Source organism: Acidovorax sp. AC410, from assembly GCF_979253235.1.
On the sequence record NZ_CEEDCG010000001.1, the window covers coordinates 2,728,210 to 2,748,355 of the forward strand.

Genomic DNA, 20,146 nt, shown 5'->3' on the forward strand with positions numbered 1-20,146 from the left:
CGATGACCCCGCAACAATACGCCCATTTGCCCGTGCTAACTGATCGCCGCAGGCCCGCGGCCCGCCTGGGCTGCCTGGCCGCCGCAGTGGCAGGGCTGTTGGCGGCTGCGCCAGCCTGGTCCATCGACCTGCGCCAAGCCTACGAGGCCGCAGTGGCCAATGATGCGACCATCCGTGCATCGCGCGCCGCAGCCAATGCCAGCCGCGAGCAGTTGCCGCAGGCACAGGCCCAGCGGTTGCCCAACATGTCGTTCAGCGCAGGCCGCAACTACAACGATCTCACGAGCCGGACACAGAACTTTCTCGGCGAGCCCACCACGACCGTGAACCGCTATTACAGCGGAAACCAGGCGCTGACGATTCGCCAGCCGCTGTACCGCCCCGCCATTGGTGCGCTGGTCAAGCAGGCCGAGGCCGTGGTGCAGGATGCGGACGCCACGCTGGAAAATGCCGAGCAGAACCTTGTGGTGCGCGTGGGGGAGGCCTACCTGGATGCCTTGTTGGCCGAGGAGCAACTCGCGCTCATCAGCGCGCAGAAAAGCACCTACACCACGCAACTCGATGCGGCCACGAAAAGTTTTGCGGCAGGCAGCGGTACGCGCACCGACATCGACGAAGCCCGGGCCCGCCTGGACATGACCTTTGCCCAGGAGCTCGAGGTCCAGCAGAACGTGGAGTACACGCGCCGCCGGCTGGAGACCATCACCGGCCAGCCGCTCGGTACCTTGGCGCGCCTGGATCTGGCGCGCTTCGCTCCCGGGGCTCCCGCGCCGAATTCGGTGGACGACTGGATTGCCCGGGCCGAGCAGGCCAGTCCCGAAATCAAGGCCCTGCGCGCCCGCCTGGAGGCTTCGACCTTCGAAATCGACAAGGCCAAGGCCGGGCACAAGCCCACGCTGGACGCGGTGGCCCAGTGGTCGCGCAACAGCAGCGACAGCGTGACCAACGTCAATTCGCGCTATGACAACAAGACCATCGGTCTGCAACTGACGGTGCCGTTGTACCAGGGTGGCTACGTCAACTCCACCGTGCGCCAGGCCGTCGCCAGTGCCGAGCGGGCCCGTGAGCTGCTGGAGGCCACGCGCCTGGATCTCAGCGTGCGTGTGCACCGCGAATTCCGCGGCATGACCGAAGGCGTGCTGCGCATCAGCGCCCTGGAGCAGGCCGTGCGCTCGGCCGAGCAGGCCGTGCTTTCGAACCAGATGTCCTTCAAGGCCGGCGCCCGCACCACGCTGGACGTGCTGAACGCCGAGCAACAAAAGACCACGGCACTGCGCGACCTGGCCCAGGCCCGGTACCTGTACGTGGCGTCGCGCCTGCGCCTGCAGTCGCTGGCCGGGGACGAGCGTGCTGCCAGCGTGACGGAGATCAACGCCTGGCTGGCCCTTTGAGTCGGGAATCTGCTGCCGTCGCGTCCTGGCCTGTCGTGCGTCCTGCGAGCAGGAATGGAGCGGGTGGCAACCTGTGTGAATGCAATAGAGATGCATTCGCTTTGTTGTTGATTGGCGCCGTTTGTGTGATCAGCCGCACGCAGGGGTACATGAGGTTACTTGCCGACACAGGCCCTGCAGTTACGATTGGCGCCTCATGATCTGGTTGTCCGTGGTGGGTTTTCTGGTGGCGGCGATGGCTGCAGGGTTCGTCGTACGCTGGGTGCGGGGGCATGCGTCCGCCTATGGAAACGGCATGCCGCAGCGCTTCCACATGGGCGATGTGCCGCGCCTGGGGGGGGCCGCCTTGCTGCTGGGCCTTGCAAGCGCCTGGGGCCTGGGCATCCTGCAGTCCTTTCTGGGCGACCCCGGTTCTCTCAAGCTGGGCTGGTGGGTGGGCAGCTGGCTGCTGGTGTTGCTTCCGGCCGTGCTCGGTGGCATTGCCGAGGACATGACCCAGCGGCTGGCCGTGCGCTACCGCCTGGCGCTGACCGGCGCCTCGGGGCTGCTGGCCATCTTCCTCCTGGATCTTTCCGTTCCCCGCATCGGTCTGCCCTGGATCGACATGCTGTTGTCGGCCTGCCCCTGGCTGGGCCTGGCCATCGTGGTGCTGGCCGTGGCGGGCCTGCCCCACGCCTTCAACATCATCGACGGCTACAACGGCCTGGCCGGCATGGTTGCGATCATCGTCTGCCTCGCGTTGGCCCACGTGGCGCTGCAGGTGGGGGACCGTTCCCTGGCGGCGTTGCTGGTCACCACGGCTGCGGCCACGGGGGGCTTTCTGGTCTGGAACTACCCGCGGGGCATGCTGTTCGCGGGGGATGGCGGGGCCTATGTGTGGGGCGTCGTCATTGCCCTGGCCAGTATCTCCCTGGTACAGCGCAATGCCGATGTCTCTCCCTGGTTTCCCATGCTGCTCCTGATCTACCCGGTCTGGGAGACCGTGTTCTCGATCTACCGCAAGGCGGTTCGCGGCGTCTCGCCCGGCGTGGCCGATGCCCTGCATTTCCACCAGTTGATCTACCGACGCATCGTGCGCGGTGTGTTCCACGACGACGAGTCGCGCCGTGTGCTCATGCGCAACAACCGCACCTCGCCCTACCTGTGGGGCTTTACCCTGCTCACGGTGGTGCCGGCCATCCTGTTCTGGAACAACACCCTGGTGCTGATGGGTTTCTGCTGGCTGTTCGTCATCAGCTACGTCGTCGCCTACCTGGCCATCGTGCGCTTCAAGGTGCCGGACTGGTTGAGGAGATGAAGCCCCCTTGAGTCGCCTGCGGCGCCATCCCCCGAGGGGGACGCTCCCAGCGCGGCGGGGCGGCCCTTGCGCGGGAGCACTGGCTCGTGGCATGCCAGTTTCAAAGGCTGTGACGGTGGACTACGCATTGGATAACAGAATGCCCGGGTAATGCTTGCAAGACCGGGCCGCGAATGCGGCACAATTTGCGCATCCTCGTTTTCTCTTGATGGCACGCCCCCATGACCGATCTTCTCTCGATTGCGCCCCGCGACAAGGCTGAAATTCTGGCCCAGGCGCTGCCCTACATCCGCAAGTTCCATGGCAAGACCATTGTCATCAAGTACGGCGGCAACGCCATGACGGACCCGGCCCTGCAGGCCGACTTCGCCGAAGACGTGGTGCTGCTCAAGCTGGTGGGCATGAACCCCGTGGTGGTCCATGGTGGCGGCCCGCAGATCGAAACGGCCTTGAACCGTCTGGGCAAGAAGGGCGAATTCGTGCAAGGCATGCGCGTGACCGACGCCGAAACCATGGAAGTGGTGGAGTGGGTGCTCGCTGGCGAGGTGCAGCAGGACATCGTGGGCCTGATCAACCAGGCCGGCGGCAAGGCCGTGGGCCTCACGGGGCGCGATGGCGGCATGATCCGCGCGCAAAAGCTCAAGCTGCTCGATTCCAAGGACCCCAGCATCGAGCACGACGTGGGCCAGGTGGGCGACATCCTCTCCATCGACCCGAGCGTGGTCAAGGCGCTGCAGGACGATGCCTTCATCCCCGTGATCAGCCCCATTGGCTTTGGCGAAAACAACGAGAGCTACAACATCAACGCCGACGTGGTCGCCAGCAAGCTGGCCACCGTGCTCCAGGCCGAGAAGCTGATGCTCCTGACCAATACCCCCGGCGTGCTGGACAAGCAAGGCAAGCTGCTCACCGACCTGACGGCACGCGAGATCGACGCCTTGTTTGCCGACGGCACCATCTCCGGTGGCATGCTGCCCAAGATCGCCGGCGCGCTGGACGCCGCCAAAGCGGGCGTGCATGCGGTACACATCATCGACGGCCGTGTGCCGCACGCCATGCTGCTTGAAATCCTGACCGACCAGGCCTACGGCACGATGATCCGCAGCCATTGATCCTGGTGACGGAATGAGACTGCTGCTGGTCGAAGACGATGTGATGGTGGCCAGCGGCATCAAGCTGGGGCTGTCCGATGCCGGCTATGCAGTCGATTGGGTCGGCAGCGGCGAGCGCGCGGAAGAAGTCCTGCGCGTCGAATCCTTCGACGCCGCCATCATCGACATCGGCCTGCCCGCCATGGACGGGCTCGAACTCACGCGGCGCCTGCGCCGCCCGGACATGGCCAGTCCGTCGATGCCGGTGCTGATCCTCACCGCGCGCGATGCCCTGCATGACCGGGTGCAGGGGCTGGATCTGGGGGCCGACGACTACATGGTCAAGCCCTTCGAGCTGCCCGAGTTGCTGGCGCGCCTGCGGGCCTTGCTGCGCCGCTCGCAGGCCGCCACCACGGCGGTGCTCAGCTTCGGCCCGCTGGAGCTGGACACTGCAGGGCGGCGTGCCAGCATTCGCTCCGATGCCGGTGAACAGGTGATCGAGCTCGGGCCGCGCGAGTGGACCGTGCTGGAATACCTGCTCATCAACGCGCCCAAGCCCGCCAGCAAGGACAAGCTGCTGCAGGCCTTGACCGGCTGGGACAAGGAGATCACCCCCAACGCGGTCGAGGTGTATGTCTCCCGCTTGCGTGGCAAGCTGGAGCCGCATGGCGTGGCCCTGCGCTCGATCCGGGGGTTCGGCTACCGGCTGGAACTCCAGGCCGGCTGAAACCTCCCCCTTTTTTCTTCTCGCGGCCCTGACCATGGAACCCCGGATCCCTCCTGCGCGACGGCCCGGGCTGCGTGCCATGACTTCGGATCTGCGCAACCGCTTGCTGCTGCTGCTGGTGCTGCCGCTTTGCGCACTGGCGACCATTGGGGTCTGGCTCGACTACCGGTCGGCGGACGAGGCCGCCGGCCAGCACGACCAGCGCCTGCTGCGCCTGTTGCCGGCCCTGTCCGACTCGGTGCTGGCGCCGGCCATCCGCGACAACGACCCGCCCCTGCTGCTGCTGGCCCCGCCGCTGGAGGACTTCCTGCGGCAGAACGCCGGTTTCTCGGGCTACAGCGTGCGCGACCCCTCGGGCAGGCTGCTGCTGGGTGACGACTGGGTACACAGCGCCGTGCCCACCACCCAGGCGCCCGAGTTCCACAGCATGGAGTACGGCGGCGTGACCTACCGGGTGGCGGTGCAGCGCGGTCGAACGGGAGCCGGCGAGATGGTGGTGGCCCTGGCCGATGGATCCGACCCGCGCCAGCAGTGGGCCCAGCAACTGCTGCTGCGCGTGCTGCTGCCCAACCTGGTGCTGGTGGCGGCCGCCGCGCTGGCCATCCACTGGGCCGTGCGCCAGGCCTTCAAGCCGCTGGTGGACCTGGCCGAGGCTGTGGAGCACCGCTCGCCGCGCGACCTGAGCCCGATCGACGAAGCGGCCTCGCCCTCGGAAGTGCGGCCGCTTGTGCATTCGCTCAACCGACTGTTCGCCCTGGTCAACGCGCAGGCCGAGGGCCAGCGCCGCTTTGTGGCCGATGCCGCGCACCAACTACGCACCCCGCTCGCGGGCCTGCAGGCCCAGGTCGAGGCCTGGGCCATGATGGCCAAGGCGGCGGCACCCCAGCGGTTGCCATCGTCCGGCCCGGACAAGAAGGGCCCCGTGTCCACCGATGGGCGTACCCAGGGCGCCATCGTGCTGGGCGTGGACCAGATCGAGAAACTGCGCAACGCCACGCGCCGCACCTCGCAGCTGGCGCACCAGCTGCTGGCCCTGTCGCGTGCCGATGCCCGCAGCCTCGATGCCCAGCAACCGCAGCGCGTGGACCTCAAGGACCTGTGCGAGACCCTGCTCGAAACCTTTCTCGATCCCGCCACCGGCAAGGGCCTGGACCTGGGGATCGAAGTCCAGCCCGTGCATGTCACGGGCCACGGCTGGCTGCTGCGCGAGCTGTTGTCCAACCTGGTGGACAACGCCATCAAGTACACCCCGCCCTCGGGCATTGTCACGATCCGCTGCGGCATGCGCCAGGGCAAGAGCGGGCCGCCGCGCGTTTTCCTGCAGGTGGAAGACGATGGCCCCGGGGTGCCCGACGCCGAGCGCACCCGCGTGATGCAGCGCTTTTACCGCGTGCCGGGCACGGTGGGCGAGGGCACGGGCCTGGGCCTGGCGATTGCCGACGAGATTGCCCGCGTGCACCGGGCGTCTCTCACGCTGAGCAGCGGAGCGCAAGGCCGTGGCCTGGTGGTGACTGTGGTGTTTCCGCTCTAGCGCCGCTGCTTGTCTGGGGCTCCCCGGGCGTGTGCGAGAATCATTTCCACACATGATTTACGCCCTGCCGCAGACTGGGCATGCCGTTACCCCGGCATGGCCTTCACGTGGCGGGGACTCACGGGCCCCAGGGCTTCGGGGCCGCCCGCCTCGGAGCGTACTTATTCCATCTTTGCGCATGTCCGATCTTTTCACGCCTCCCGAGCCAGCCAGCACTGCCGAAGCAGGGGACAGCCCTGCCGCGCGCAAGCGGCCCAAGCCCGGTGAGCGCCGGGTGCAGATCCTGCAGATGCTGGCCACCATGCTGGAGCAGCCGGGGGCCGAGCGCATCACGACGGCGGCACTGGCGTCGCGCCTGTCGGTGAGCGAGGCAGCGCTGTACCGCCACTTCGCCAGCAAGGCACAGATGTTCGAGGGGCTGATCGATTTCATCGAGCAGTCCGTGTTTGCGCTGGTGCAGCAGATCACCGGCCGCGAGGTGCCCGACCCCGACCAGCCGGCCGAAGTAGGCCGGCGCCAGGCCGCCCGCATCGTCGCCGTGCTGCTGCAGTTCGGCGAGCGCAACCCGGGCATGGTGCGCGTGATGGTGGGCGATGCGCTGGTGTTCGAGCACGAGCGCCTGCAACAGCGCATGAATCAGTTCTTCGACCGCATCGAGTCCACGCTGCGCCAATGCCTGCGGCCTGCTGCCGCTGCGTCGGACACGCCCACCGTCGACACCCAGGTGGCTGCCAGCGTGCTTACCGCCTTCGTGCTCGGGCGCCTGCAGCGCTACGCACGCTCGGGCTTTCGGCGCATGCCCACCGAGCACCTGGATGCCAGCCTGGCGCTGATGCTCTGAACGCGCAAGCCGCCCGCTAGCTCCTGAGATCCCTGGCCCGCGCCTTGCGGGTCGTCGCCATGCAACAAAGTTTTGGTACGGTCTCCCTATTTTTGGAGAGGCCTTTGGTGGCAGGGCAAATATGCTGCAGAATAGTACGAACGTTCGTTTTTATTTGCACGCATGCCCGCCACCTCCGACTCTACCCCGGTCACCCGCATTCCGCGCCCCCGCAGCGGCACGGGCCGTGCCCTGCAAAAAGGCCAGCAGACCAAGGCGGTCATCGTCGAGGCGGCGCTGGGCCTGGCCACGCACATCGGGCTTGAAGGCCTGTCCATTGGTGCCCTGGCCGATGTGACAGGCATGAGCAAGTCGGGGGTGTTCGCACACTTCGGCTCGCGTGAGGAGTTGCAGATCTCGGTGATCCGCGAATACCACACCCGCTTCGAGCAGGAAGTGTTCTACCCCGCCATGTCGGCCCCGCGCGGCGTGGCGCGCTTGAGTGCGCTGTTCGACAACTGGATGAAGCGCACCTCGATCGAGATCGATTCGGGCTGCATCTACATCAGCGGTGCGGTCGAGTTCGATGACCGCAACGGCCCCGTGCGCGACGCGCTGGCCAGCTCGGTCCTCACCTGGCTGGCCGCCATGCGCCGGGCCATCGAGCAGTGCAAGGAGTGCGGCGAACTGCGCCCTGACACCAATGAAGAGCAGATGCTCTTCGAGATCCACGGCCTGATCCTGGCGCTGCACTACGAAGCGCGCTTCCTGCGCACCCCCGGCTCCATGGCGCGCTCCGTCACGGGCTTTCAGAACATCCTGGCGCGCTACAGCGTGCAGGCATCCGCACCTGTGGCCGCAGCACCCGCTGCGGCACGCCGCAAAGTTTCCAACCAAACCACCATCTCCAAGGAGTAACCCCCATGCCCAGCTATACGCCGCCCCTGCGCGACATGCAATTCGTCATGCACGAAGTGCTCAAGGTCAGCGACGAACTGAAGGCCCTGCCGGCCCATGCCGAAGTGGATGTGGACACCATCAATGCCGTGATCGAAGAAGCCGGCAAGTTCGCTGCCGAGGTCACCTTCCCGCTGAACATCGGCGGCGACACCGAAGGCTGCGTGCTGGACAAGGCCACCCACGAAGTGAAGACCCCCACGGGCTTCAAGGACGCCTACGCCAAGTACGTCGAAGGCGGCTGGGCGGCCCTCTCCTGCGACCCCGCCTACGGCGGCCAGGGCCTGCCTTTCGTGCTCAACCAGTGCCTGTACGAGATGATGAACTCGGCCAACCAGGCCTGGACCATGTACCCCGGCCTGTCGCACGGCGCCTATGAGGCACTGCACGCGCACGGCACCGACGCGCAGAAGGCCCTGTACCTGCCCAAGCTCACCAGCGGTGAGTGGACCGGCACCATGTGCCTGACCGAACCCCATTGCGGTACCGACCTGGGCCTGCTGCGCACCAAGGCCGAGCCCCTGGCCGACGGCAGCTACAAGATCACCGGCAACAAGATCTTCATCTCGGCCGGCGAGCACGACATGGCCGCCAACATCGTCCACCTGGTGCTGGCACGCCTGCCCGATGCGCCCAAGGGCAGCAAGGGCATCAGCCTGTTCGTGGTTCCCAAGTTCAACATCAATGCCGATGGCTCGCTGGGCGAGCGCAACCCGATCTTCTGCACCGGGCTGGAGCACAAGATGGGCATCCATGGCAACGCCACGGCGCAGATCGCCATCGACGGCGCGGTCGGCACCCTGGTGGGCCAGCCCAACAAGGGCCTGGCCGCCATGTTCGTGATGATGAACGCCGCCCGCCTGGGCGTGGGCAACCAGTCGCTGGGCCTGACCGAGGTGGCCTACCAGAACGCCCTGGCCTATGCCAAGGACCGCATCCAGATGCGCAGCCTGTCGGGCACCAAGGCCAAGGACAAGGATGCCGATCCGATCATCGTGCACCCCGACGTGCGCAAGATGCTGCTCACCGCCAAGGCCTATGCCGAAGGCGGCCGCGCACTGCAGATCTTCTGCACGCTGCTGCTGGACAAGGCCCACGGCCACGCCGACGAGAAGGTGCGCAAGGACTCCGAGGAACTCGTGGCCCTGCTCACGCCCATCGTCAAGGCCTTCATTACCGACAACGGCCACATCGCCACCAATGCGTGCATGCAGGTCTTCGGCGGCCATGGCTTCATCAAGGAATGGGGCATGGAGCAGTATGTGCGCGACAACCGCATCAACATGATCTACGAAGGCACCAACACCATCCAGTCGCTGGACCTGCTGGGCCGCAAGATCCTGGGCAACAACGGCGCCTCGCTCAAGAAGTTCGGCAAGCTGGTGGGCAAACTGGTCGAGGAAGAGGGCGTGAACGAGAAGATGGCCGAGTTCATCAACCCCGTCGCCTACCTGGCCGACCAGATGACCAAGTTCACCACCGAGATCGGCTTCAAGGGCCTGCAGAACCCCGACGAAGTGGGCGCCGCCGCTGTGGACTACCTGCGCGTGGCCGGCCACCTGGTGTTCGGCTACCTGTTCGCCCGCATGGCCCAGGTCGCGCTGCGCGAGATCGCTGCCGGCAACACCGACCCGTTCTACCCCGCCAAGCTGCAGACCGCGCGCTTCTACTTCGCCAAGCTCTTCCCCGAGACGGCGACGCTGATGCGCACGGCACGTGCCGGCAGCAGGGTGCTGATGGACACCGACCTGGCCCTGGCCTGAGTCGCTGGCCTGCGGATCCCGACCCCTTGAACCACGGAGCAGCGTCCATGTACAAAGCAGCAACAGCCGCCCTTGCGTTCGTCGCCTTTGCGGCACCGGCTTGGGCGCAGATGACGCCCGAAGGCCTGTGGCGCAACGTCGACGACAAGACCGGCGAGGCCAAGGCCGAGATCCGCATCCGCGACGCGGGTGGCGGTGCCCTGACCGGCGTGCTGGAAAAGCGCCTGGCCAAGGACGCCAAGCCCGACGAGGTGTGCGCGGAGTGCAGCGATGACCGCAAGGGCAAGCCGCTGCTGGGCCTGGAGCTGATTCGCGGCGCGAAGAAGGCCGACGGCAAGGACGTGTGGGAGGGCGGCAAGATTCTCGACCCCGAGAACGGCCGCAACTACACGTTGCGCATGGCGCCCATCGAGGGCGGCAAGAAGCTCGAAGTACGCGGCTCCATCGGCCCCTTCGGTCGCACGCAGACCTGGATACGGGTGCAGTAAGAGAAAGACAACCGCACGCACCTGGCCATGCCAGGTGTGCGCAACAACGAGGGCAGGGCGCTGCGCCGCTGTCGTCCTCATGGAGAAAACACCGATGTCAAGATTCCAAGTGAAGAAAGTCGCCGTGCTCGGCGCAGGCGTGATGGGCGCGCAGATCGCTGCGCACCTGGTCAACGTCAAGGTGCCCGTGGTGCTGTTCGACCTGCCGGCCAAGGAAGGCCCGAAGAACGGCATCGTCACCCGCGCCGTCGAAGGCCTCAAGAAGCTCAAGCCCTCGCCCCTGGGCGTGGCGGACGACGCCGCCCTGATCGGTCAGGCCAACTATGAAGAGCACCTGGAGCAACTGCGCGACTGCGACCTCATCATCGAGGCCATTGCCGAGCGCATGGACTGGAAGCTCGATCTGTACAAGAAGATCGCGCCCTTCGTCGCACCGCATGCCATCGTGGCATCGAACACCTCGGGCCTGTCGATCACCAAGCTCTCCGAGGCCCTGCCCGAGAGCATCAAGCCGCGCTTTTGCGGCATCCACTTCTTCAACCCGCCGCGCTACATGGTGCTGGTGGAGCTGATCAACACGCCCACGACCTCGCCCGAAGTGCTCGACCAGCTCGAAGCCTTCGTCACCAGCGGCCTGGGCAAGGGCGTGGTGCGCGCGCACGACACGCCCAACTTCGTGGCCAACCGCGTGGGCATCGCCGGCATGCTGGCGACCATGAAGGAAGTCGAGAACTTCGGCCTGACCTACGACGTGGTGGATGACCTCACGGGCAAGAAGCTCGGCCGCGCATCGAGCGGCACCTTCCGTACGGCCGACGTGGTGGGCCTCGACACCATGGCCCACGTCATCAAGACGTTGCAGGACAACCTGGACGACAAGAGCGATCCGTTCTACGCCAGCTTCGGCACGCCCGCCGTGCTCCAAAAGCTGCTCGAACTGGGCAACCTGGGCCAGAAGGCCAAGGCCGGCTTCTACAAGAAGGTCGGCCGCGACGTGCTGCGCTTTGACCTGGAGAGCGAAGAGTACGTGCCCGGCGGCCAGAAGGCCGACGAGGTGTATGGCCGCATGCTCAAGAAGCCCGCCGCCGAGCGCCTGCGCCTGCTGCGCAACGCTGAAGGCGCACAGGGCCAGTTCCTCTGGGCCATCCTGCGCAACAGCTTCCATTACGCCGCCGTGCATCTGGGCACCATTGCCGACAATGCGCGCGACGTGGACCAGGCCATGCGCTGGGGCTTCGGCATGAAGCAAGGCCCCTTCGAGCTGTGGCAGGAAGCCGGCTGGCTCGACGTGGCGAAGATGATCCAGGAGGACATCGACGCAGGCAAGGCGCTGTCCAAGGCACCGCTGCCCGAGTGGGTGTTCAAGGGCCCCGTGGCCGAGGCCGGTGGCGTGCATACCGCACAAGGCTCGTGGAGCGCATCGGCGCAGAAGTTCATCGCGCGCCGTGCGCTGCCCGTGTATGAACGCCAACACTTCCCCGAGAAGCTGCTCGGTGAGGCGCTGCCCGACTTCGCCACCGCTGGCACGACGCTGCACGAGGACGATGCCATCCGCCTGTGGACGCTGGAAGGCGCTGACCGCGCGCCCGGCACCGGCATCGTGATCGCCAGCATCAAGACCAAGATGCATGCCATCAGCCCCGACGTGGCCGAGGGCCTGGCCATGGCCGTGGACATCGCCGAGAAGGACTATGAAGGCGTGGTGATCTGGTCGGGCGACGAGCCCTTCAGCGCCGGTGCCGACCTGCAGGCCATGCTGCCCGCCTTCATGGTGGCCGGCGTGAGCGCCATCGAAGGGGCAGAGGCCGAGCTGCAGAACACCATGCTGCGCATCCGCTATGCCAACGTGCCCGTGGTGGCCGCCGTGCGCGGCCTGGCGCTGGGCGGTGGCTGCGAGCTGGCCGTGCATTCGGCCCGCCGCGTGGTGCACATGGAAAGCTACATCGGCCTGGTCGAAGTCGGCGTGGGCCTGGTGCCCGGCGCCGGCGGCCTGACCTACATCGCCCGCCGTGCGGCCGAGAACGCCGCCACCTCCACGGGCAAGGACATCCTGCCCTTCCTGACCGAAGGCTTCACGGCTGCGGCCATGGCCAAGGTGGGCACCAGCGCGCTCGAATCGCGCAAGCTCGGCTACCTGCTCGAGAGCGACGTGATCGTGCCGCACAAGGACGAGCTGCTGTTCGTGGCCATCAACGAGGCCAAGTCCCTGGCCAAGGGCGGCTGGCGTGCGCCGGCCAAGCGTTTGTTCCCGGTAGCGGGCCGCAGCGGCATCGCCACCATCAAGGGCTCGCTGGTCAACATGCGCGACGGCGGCTTCATCAGCCAGCACGACTTCCACATCGCCGGCCTGATCGCCGAAGTGGTCTGCGGCGGCGATGTCGATGCCGGCACCCTGGTGAGCGAGGAGTACCTGATGACGCTGGAGCGCAAGGCGTTCTGCGCCCTCATCGAGCACCCCAAGACGCAGGAGCGCATCCTCGGCATGCTGTCCACTGGCAAGCCCGTGCGCAACTGACCGGTCGCCTCCATGAACGACGCTAACCGTCCCCCGAACAAGCTGCAGCGCTCGCTGATGCGGCTGGACGAAGCCCCGGCCTTCATGCGCGGCTTCGTGCAGAACATCATCCTGCGCCGCGCCGTTCCCTTCACGGGCACGGCCGGTGTCAGGTTCGTGTCGCTCACGCCCGAACGGGTCGAGGTGCATCTGGCCAACGACCACCGTGTGCAGAACCACATCGGTGGCGTGCATGCCTCGGCCATGAACCTGCTGGCCGAAACGGCCACGGGCATGGTCGTGGGCATGAACGTGCGCGACGACTGCATCCCGCTGGCCAAGGAGCTCAGCATGGCCTTTCGCAAGCGCGCCACGGGCGGCCTCAAGGCCGTGGCCGTGCTCAGCGCCGAGCAGCGCGCCGCCATGCAGGCCAGCGACAAGGGCGAGGTTCAGGTCACCGTCACCGTGACCGATGAGGCCGGCGCCGAGCCGGTCGAATGTGCATTTACCTGGGCCTGGATTCCCTCCAGCCGCCCAGCCAAGAATTGAAGGAGTTTCACCACCATGGCCAAACAAGTCCAGGAAGCCTACATCGTTGCTGCCACGCGCACGCCCATCGGGCGTTCGCACCGCGGCTTCTTCCGCAACACCCGGCCTGATGATCTGCTGGCGACCACGCTCAAGGCAGCGCTGGCGGCGGCGCCCGGGCTCGATCCGAAAGCCATCGAGGACATCATCTGCGGCTGCGCGATCCCCGAAGCCCAGCAAGGCCTGAACATCGCGCGCATCGGCGCCGTGCTGGCCGGCCTGCCCACCAGCGTGGGCGGCATCACCGTCAACCGTTTTTGCGCATCGGGCCTGTCGGCCGTGCAGATGGCGGCCGACCGCATCCGCGTGGGCGAGGCCGACGTGATGATCGCGGCAGGTGTGGAAAGCATGAGCATGGTGCCCATGATGGGCAACTCGCCCTCGCTGTCGCCCTCGATCTTCGAGCGCGACGGCGACGTGGGCATTGCCTACGGCATGGGCCTCACGGCCGAGAAGGTGGCCCAGCAGTGGAAGGTCAGCCGCGATGCGCAGGACCAGTTCGCGCTGCAGTCGCACCAGAAAGCCCTGGCCGCCCAGCAGGCCGGCTACTTCGCCGATGAGATCACCCCCATCGAAGTGACCGACCGCACGGCGAACCTCGAAACCGGCGAGTCGATTGCCAAGAGCCGCACCGTGGGCCTGGACGAGGGCGCTCGCCCCGACACCACGCTCGAAGGACTGGCCAAGCTCAAGACCGTGTTCGCCGCGCGCGGCTCCGTCACGGCCGGCAACAGCTCGCAGACCAGCGATGGTGCCGGTGCGCTGATCCTGGCCAGCGAGGCCGCCGTCAAGCGCTTCGGCCTGACGCCGCTGGCGCGCTTCGTGAGCTATGCGTCCAAGGGCGTGCCGCCGCACATCATGGGCATCGGCCCGATCGAGGCGATCCCTGCGGCCCTGCGCTATGCAGGCCTGAACCAGCAGGACATCGATTGGTTCGAGCTGAACGAAGCCTTTGCGGCGCAGTCGCTGGCGGTGATGAATACGCTGGGCATGGACCCTTCCAAGGTCAACCCCATGGGCGGCGCGATCGCGCTGGGGCACCCGCTCGGTGCGACGGGCGCGATCCGCTCGGCCACGGTGGTGCATGCGCTCAAGCGCAACAAGCTCAAGTACGGCATGGTCACGATGTGCGTAGGCATGGGACAGGGAGCCGCCGGCATCTTCGAATCCGTTTGATGTTGGCTGGCTACCGAGCGGGCGATCTGCGTCGTTGGGCGGTGCTCGCCATCCTCACGTACTTCAAGTACGTTCCGGTGGCTCCGCTCCGTCCGCCTAGCAGCTCATCCCGCTCGCTACGCCCTTGAGGGCGGGGTGGTGGGGCCGGCTACCGAGCGGCCTCCAGGCGTCGTTGGGCGGTGCTCGCAATCCTCACGTACAGGAAGTACGTTCCGGTTGCTGTGCTCCGTCCGCCTAGCCTGAAGACCGCTCGCTACGCCCTTGAGGGCGGGGTTTGAAGAGCGGGATTGTTTGAAGTGTTTTCCATTGAACCGGCGCAGATCGGTCTTCACAGGAGACGGACATGGACAAGCAGACTTTGCAGGTGGATGGTGGCGTGCCCTTGGCAATGCGCGTGTACGAGCCCGAGGGTGGCACCCGTGCCGCGCGCGCCAGTGTCGTCATCGGCGGGGCCATGGGGGTGCGGCAGGCGTTCTACGAAGCGTTTGCGCGCTGGCTGGCGCAGCAGGGGTTTCGGGTCACCACGTTTGACTACCGCGGGCATGGGGACTCGCTGCAGGGCCCGATGCGCGCCGTGAAGGCGGATCTGTTCGACTGGGCGCAGGACTATGAGGCCGTGATCTCGGCCGCAAAGGCCGCGCTGCCGGCGTCGCCGCTGTACCTGCTGGGGCACAGCCTGGGGGCGCAGTTGCCGGGGTTGCTGCGCAACCCGGGGCAGGTCGATGGGCTGCTGAGCGTGGCGGCGGGCAGTGGGTACTGGCGCGACAATGCGCCGCAGCTCAAGCGCATCGTTCCGTATTTCTGGTGGGTGCTGGTGCCGCTGGCCACGCGGCTGTGCGGCTACTTTCCGGGGCGCACGCTCAGGAAGGTGGGCGACCTGCCGGCCGGCGTGATCCTGCAGTGGCGCCGCTGGTGCCTGAACCCCGCCTACAGCGTGGGGGCCGAAGGGGCTGCCGTGGCGCAGAGCTACGGGGCTGTGCGCTTTCCGGTGCTGGCGCTGTCGATGAGCGACGACGAGCTCATGACGCTGCGCGGCACGCACAACCTGGTCAACCTGTATGCCAACACCGAGCGCCGGGTCGAGAGCATCACCCCGGCGGATCTGCAGGTGCGCCGCATCGGGCATTTCGGCTTCTTTCGCGACCAGTTCAGCAGCAGCCTGTGGCCGCGCGCCGCGGCGGCTTTGCTGGCCGGGCTGGGCGCGGCCACAGTCACCGGCACGACGGTGTAGTCCGGCAATTCGCGGCACACTCAGCGCATGACCAGCAGCACCCAGACCCCGCACGGCGGCGACGACGCTTCGGCACCCGCCGACCAACACCACCACCCGCTCGACGAAGCGCTGCAGTTGTCCGCCAGCGTCGATATCCTGGGACAGTACCAAGGAAAGACCCACCCCGGTTACTGGAACATGGTCGGCCCGTTTGGTGGTGTCACGGCGGCCAGCCTGTTGAATGCCATCCTTTTGCACCCGGACCGGCTGGGCGATCCGCTGTCGCTCACCGTCAACTACGCGGGGGCCCTGGTGGAGGGCGCCTTCACCATCCAGGCCGTGCCCGTGCGCACCAACCGCTCCACCCAGCACTGGACGCTGTCCATCCTGCAGGCCGATGCCGAGGGCGCGCTGGTGGTCACCACCACCGGCACCGCGGTCACGGCCGTGCGCCGCGAGACCTGGAGCGTGGGCGACCTTCCCATGCCCGAGGTGACGCCGCCCGCCGAGCTGGCGGCCATTGCCAGGCAGGGGGTCGAGTGGATCAACCGCTATGAAATGCGCCCCTTGAAAGGCCCCATCCCCAACACCTGGGACGGTAGCGGCGACCACAGCACCACGCAATTGTGGATGCGCGATGCGCCACCACGACCGCTGGACTTTTTGTCGCTCGCCGCCCTGGCCGATGTGTTCTACCCGCGCGTCTGGCTGCGCCGCGCGCGCCGCGTGCCGGCCGGCACCGTGTCCATCACTGTGTACTTCCACGCCAGCGCCGAGCAACTCAAGGCCACCGGCACCGGCCACCTGCTGGGCCAGGCCCGCGGCCAGGAGTTCCGCAACGGTTTCTTCGACCAGACCGCACAGCTTTGGAACGAGGCCGGCACCATGCTGGCCACGAGCCACCAGATCGTTTATTACAAGGAATGATGGATGGATGCGAGGCAGCACCCAGTATCCTGCGCCCACTGCATCCGCCCTTCGATGCCCCACTCACCCCGAACCCCGAGATTTCAGCCATGACCGCCTCCACCCAAGACATCCTCGTCCACACCGAAGCCGGTGTCACCACCATCACCTTCAACCGGGTGGACAAGAAGAATTCCATCACCACCACCATGTACGCGGCCATGGCCGACGCGCTGGTTGCCGCCGAGGCGGACGCCGCCGTGCGCGTGGTGGTGTTCCAGGGCGATGTGGCAATCTTCAGCGCCGGCAACGACATCGGCGACTTCTTGCAGCAGCCACCGGCCACGCAGGACTCGCCGGTGTTCCGCTTCCTGCACGGTATTGCCGCGTTTCCCAAGCCCGTCATCGCATCCGTCTGCGGCCCTGCCGTGGGCATCGGCACGACCATGCTGTTCCATTGCGACCTGGTCTACGCGGGTGACAACGCGGCGTTCTCCATGCCCTTCGTGAACCTGGGCCTGTGCCCCGAGGCGGCTTCGAGCCTGCTGGTGCCGCAGATGATGGGTTACCACCGCGCGGCCGAGGCCTTGCTGCTGGGCGAGCCCTTCATGGCCGAGGCGGCTCTGGAGGTGGGCCTGGTCAATCGTGTGGTGCCGCCTACCGAGTGCAACGGCGTGGCACAGGCGCAGGCGAAGAAGCTCGCGGCCAAGCCCTTGTCTGCGTTGATCGAGACCAAGCGGTTGATGAAGAAGGGGCAGATTCAGCCGGTGCTGGAGCGTATGGGTGAAGAGGGCGCGAGCTTTGGGCGCATGCTGCGCGAGCCTGCTGCGCGCGAGGCGTTCTCGGCGTTCATGGAGAAGCGCAAGCCGGACTTCAGCAAGGTTTGATTTTTTTGATGGTGGTTGCTCCTCTTCTTTGCTGAGGGCGGAGGCCGGGTCTCGGCCCGGCAGCCGAGGTACCTTTCTTTGAGTCGCCAAAGAAAGGTACCCCAAAGAAAGGCGACCCCGCTGCCCATGTCCCCCTCGCCCGGTGGGCGAGGGGGCAGCCTGCGATGCTCGGGCCTGGGGTGCACCGCGGAACTCGCTGCGTTCCCCCTTCGGGCGAACTCCGCTCGGACAACCGCGGTGAGTCAGTTCACGATGCGCGTGTCCTTCGGCACGCGCTCACCCCAGGCCCTGCGCTTCTCGGCACGGTCAGAAGGGGGTGGGAACGGGCTCCACACGGGCCATTGCTTCGCTCGGCTCGCCAGGGCGATCGCGCCCACACCGTCGGCAGCGCGCAGCGCGACCCGACACCCGGCGCAGCTGCGCAGCAGCAGCCGTTTGGACCCCGCTCCCCACCCCTGTTCCGAGCATCGCAGGTTGCCCCCGTTCGCCCGACAGGGCGAACGGGGGACGCAGACTGGGGGCCGCCTTCTCTTTGGTGACTTTCTCTTGGCGGCCAAGAGAAAGTTACTGCGCCGCCGGGCGCACATCCCGGCCTCCGCCCTTCAACAAAGCAAGTCGTTCAGCAAGAAATTCGGCTTTCGCATCAATACCGGGGTTGAAATCGCGCGATCGCATCACGCGCCGCAGCATCCAGCGCAAACCCAGCCCCGAACCGCTGCGCCAACCCATCTGCCCGCGCCAGGAATGCTTCGACCCCTGTCCCATAGATGAACTGCATCGCCCCCCCAGTCCAGGCCGGAAACCCGATCCCGAAGATCGACCCGATGTTCGCATCATGCACGCTGGTGAGCACCCCCTCCGCCAGACACCGCGCCGTCTCCACCGCCTGCCGGTACAGCAATCGATCCTGAATCTCCTGCACGCCCAAGGTCTCGGAACCAGCAACGCCTTCAAACAGCGAACGCAGTTGAGGCCACAACTGCTTGCGACCACCCGCAGGGTAGTCATAGAACCCGCCCCCACCCGAACGGCCAGGGCGCTTGAGTTCCTTGACCATGCGCTCCACCAGCAGCTCGCCGGGCGTGGCGATGTAGCTGCGCCCCTCGGCCGCGTAGTCCGCGCGGGTCTGGTCCAGCACATGCACGCTCAAGGTCAGCGCCGTCTCGTCCAGCACGGCCAGCGGCCCCACGGGCATGCCGGCCTGCATCGCCGCGTTCTCGATCAGCGCGGCGGGTACGCCCTCGCCGAGCAGGGCCGCGCCCTCCATCACGTAGGTGCCGAAGGTGCGGCTGGTATAGAAGCCACGCGAGTCGTTGACCACAATGGGTACCTTGCCCAGGGCCTGCACGTAGTCGAACGCACGCGCCACGGTCTCGTCGTCGGTTTCCTTGCCGCGGATGATCTCCACCAGCTTCATCTTGTCCACCGGGCTGAAGAAGTGGATGCCCACGAACTTCGCGGGCCGGCTGCTGGCCTGGGCCAGGCCGGTGATGGGCAGGGTCGAGGTGTTGCTGGCGAAGAAGCCGCCTTCGGCCAGATGGGGCTCGGCCTCGCGCGTCACGTTCGCCTTGAGGTCGCGGCTCTCGAACACCGCCTCGATCACCAGGTCGCAGCCGGCCAGGTCGGTGGCATCGGCGGTGGCCTTGATCTTGCCGAGCAGCGCCTGTTGCGCAGCGGCCTCCATGCGGCCCTTGTCCACGCGTGCCTGCGAGAGCTTGGCGCTGTAGGCCTTGCCGGCCTCGGCCTTTTCCTGGCTCACATCCTTGAGCACGGTGGTGATGCCCCGGCTGGCCTGGGCCCAGGCGATGCCTGCGCCCATCATGCCGGCGCCCAGGATGCCGACCTTCTGCGGCTTGTAGCGCGGGGATTGGCCGGGGCGCGACTGGCCGCTCTTGATCGCGTTCATGTCGAAGAAGAACGTGTTGATCATGTTGCGCGCCACGGGCCCGGTCATCAGGCGGGCCAGGTAGCGGCTTTCGATGCGCAGCGCCGTGTCGTAGTCGACGATGGCGCCTTCGACCATGGTGGCCAGGATGGCCTCGGGCGCTGGGTAGCGGCCGCGCGTGGTCTTCTTGAGCACGGCGGGGGCCACGCTCAGCGCTCCGGCCACCTTGGGGTTGGAAGGCGTGCCTCCGGGCATCCTGTGGTTCTTGTCGTCCCAGGGCTGCACAGAATGCGGGTGCGTGGCGATGCGTGCCAGCGCGGCAGGCAGCAACTGCTCGGGCGTGGCCACCAGTTCGTGCACCAGCTGCAGTTCCAGCGCCTCGCGCGGGTTGAACAGCTTGCCTTCAAGCAGGTAGGGCTGCGCACCCATCAGGCCGAGCAGGCGTGTCATCTTGGTGATGCCAGTGGCACCGGGCATCAGGCCCAGGGTCACCTCGGGCAGGCCGAACTGGATGCGTGGGTTGTCCACGGCGATGCGGTAGTGGCCCACCAGCGCCACCTCCCAGCCGCCGCCCAGGGCCGCACCGTTGAGGCAGCTGACCACCGGGATGCCCAGGGTTTCCAGCGTGCGAAAGTGCTGCTTCATGCGCTCGATCTCGCCGAAGGCCGTGGGCGCATCGGCCGGCGTGAGCCGCATCGTGGCCTTGAGGTCGGCGCCCGCGAAGAAGCTGGTCTTGGCCGATGCCAGCACCACGCCCTTGAGCTGGGCGCGGTCGGCAACCACGCGCGCCGTGGCCTCGCCCAGGTCGGCCTGCCACTGGCGGCACATGGTGTTGACGCTGGAGTCCGGTTCGTCGAAGGTGATGAGCGCCACCTTGCCGTCGGCGGCGTCGAGGAGTTCGTAGTGGATGGTCTGCATGGTGTTCTCTGTCG

The 20,146-nt window shown here is 66.8% G+C and carries 16 protein-coding genes; 15 read left to right on the forward strand and 1 reads right to left on the reverse strand.

Translation table 11 applies throughout. From position 1 onward, the window contains the following. Positions 1-2: 2 nt before the first annotated feature. From AC0IZS_RS12750 to AC0IZS_RS12820, 15 genes are all read left to right on the forward strand, one after another. Complete coding sequence (locus AC0IZS_RS12750; protein ID WP_471635953.1) at positions 3-1,391, forward strand: TolC family outer membrane protein; 1,389 nt, start codon at positions 3-5, stop codon at positions 1,389-1,391. Positions 1,392-1,587: 196 nt separating this feature from the next. Beyond that, positions 1,588-2,688 (forward strand): MraY family glycosyltransferase, encoded by a 1,101-nt coding sequence (locus tag AC0IZS_RS12755; protein WP_471635954.1) that lies wholly within the window; start codon positions 1,588-1,590, stop codon positions 2,686-2,688. 221 nt (positions 2,689-2,909) lie between these two features. After that, positions 2,910-3,800 carry an acetylglutamate kinase gene (argB, locus tag AC0IZS_RS12760; RefSeq protein WP_471635955.1) on the forward strand — a complete coding sequence of 297 codons (891 nt, stop codon included), beginning with the start codon at positions 2,910-2,912 and terminating at the stop codon, positions 3,798-3,800. Positions 3,801-3,813: 13 nt separating this feature from the next. Beyond that, positions 3,814-4,506 carry a response regulator transcription factor gene (locus AC0IZS_RS12765; protein WP_471635956.1) on the forward strand — a complete coding sequence of 231 codons (693 nt, stop codon included), beginning with the start codon at positions 3,814-3,816 and terminating at the stop codon, positions 4,504-4,506. A gap of 79 nt (positions 4,507-4,585) precedes the next feature. Continuing rightward, positions 4,586-6,037 carry a sensor histidine kinase gene (locus AC0IZS_RS12770; protein WP_471635957.1) on the forward strand — a complete coding sequence of 484 codons (1,452 nt, stop codon included), beginning with the start codon at positions 4,586-4,588 and terminating at the stop codon, positions 6,035-6,037. A 178-nt stretch (positions 6,038-6,215) separates the two neighbouring features. After that, positions 6,216-6,878, forward strand: a complete 663-nt coding sequence (slmA, locus tag AC0IZS_RS12775; RefSeq protein WP_471635958.1) for a nucleoid occlusion factor SlmA — start codon at positions 6,216-6,218, stop codon at positions 6,876-6,878. 162 nt (positions 6,879-7,040) lie between these two features. Continuing rightward, complete coding sequence (locus tag AC0IZS_RS12780; protein ID WP_471635959.1) at positions 7,041-7,775, forward strand: TetR/AcrR family transcriptional regulator; 735 nt, start codon at positions 7,041-7,043, stop codon at positions 7,773-7,775. Positions 7,776-7,780: 5 nt separating this feature from the next. Continuing rightward, on the forward strand, positions 7,781-9,577 hold the full coding sequence (locus tag AC0IZS_RS12785; protein WP_471635960.1) for an acyl-CoA dehydrogenase C-terminal domain-containing protein: 1,797 nt from the start codon (positions 7,781-7,783) through the stop codon (positions 9,575-9,577). A 47-nt stretch (positions 9,578-9,624) separates the two neighbouring features. Beyond that, positions 9,625-10,065, forward strand: a complete 441-nt coding sequence (locus AC0IZS_RS12790) for a DUF2147 domain-containing protein (RefSeq protein ID WP_471635961.1) — start codon at positions 9,625-9,627, stop codon at positions 10,063-10,065. 94 nt (positions 10,066-10,159) lie between these two features. Further along, positions 10,160-12,580, forward strand: a complete 2,421-nt coding sequence (locus AC0IZS_RS12795; protein ID WP_471635962.1) for a 3-hydroxyacyl-CoA dehydrogenase/enoyl-CoA hydratase family protein — start codon at positions 10,160-10,162, stop codon at positions 12,578-12,580. A 12-nt stretch (positions 12,581-12,592) separates the two neighbouring features. Beyond that, complete coding sequence (locus AC0IZS_RS12800) at positions 12,593-13,108, forward strand: DUF4442 domain-containing protein (RefSeq protein WP_471635963.1); 516 nt, start codon at positions 12,593-12,595, stop codon at positions 13,106-13,108. Positions 13,109-13,123: 15 nt separating this feature from the next. Then, a complete protein-coding gene (locus tag AC0IZS_RS12805) occupies positions 13,124-14,323 on the forward strand; it encodes an acetyl-CoA C-acyltransferase (protein WP_322595517.1) in 1,200 nt (399 codons plus the stop codon). Between the two features lie 343 nt (positions 14,324-14,666). Then, positions 14,667-15,554: an alpha/beta hydrolase family protein gene (locus AC0IZS_RS12810; RefSeq protein ID WP_471635964.1), complete on the forward strand. Its 888-nt coding sequence runs from the start codon at positions 14,667-14,669 to the stop codon at positions 15,552-15,554. Positions 15,555-15,581: 27 nt separating this feature from the next. Then, positions 15,582-16,463 (forward strand): acyl-CoA thioesterase, encoded by an 882-nt coding sequence (locus tag AC0IZS_RS12815; protein WP_471635965.1) that lies wholly within the window; start codon positions 15,582-15,584, stop codon positions 16,461-16,463. Between the two features lie 89 nt (positions 16,464-16,552). Beyond that, positions 16,553-17,329 (forward strand): enoyl-CoA hydratase, encoded by a 777-nt coding sequence (locus AC0IZS_RS12820; protein WP_471635966.1) that lies wholly within the window; start codon positions 16,553-16,555, stop codon positions 17,327-17,329. A 643-nt stretch (positions 17,330-17,972) separates the two neighbouring features. Here AC0IZS_RS12820 and AC0IZS_RS12825 read toward each other — a convergent pair. Further along, positions 17,973-20,132 carry a 3-hydroxyacyl-CoA dehydrogenase NAD-binding domain-containing protein gene (locus tag AC0IZS_RS12825; RefSeq protein WP_471639513.1) on the reverse strand — a complete coding sequence of 720 codons (2,160 nt, stop codon included), beginning with the start codon at positions 20,130-20,132 and terminating at the stop codon, positions 17,973-17,975. Between the last annotated feature and the right edge of the window lie 14 nt (positions 20,133-20,146).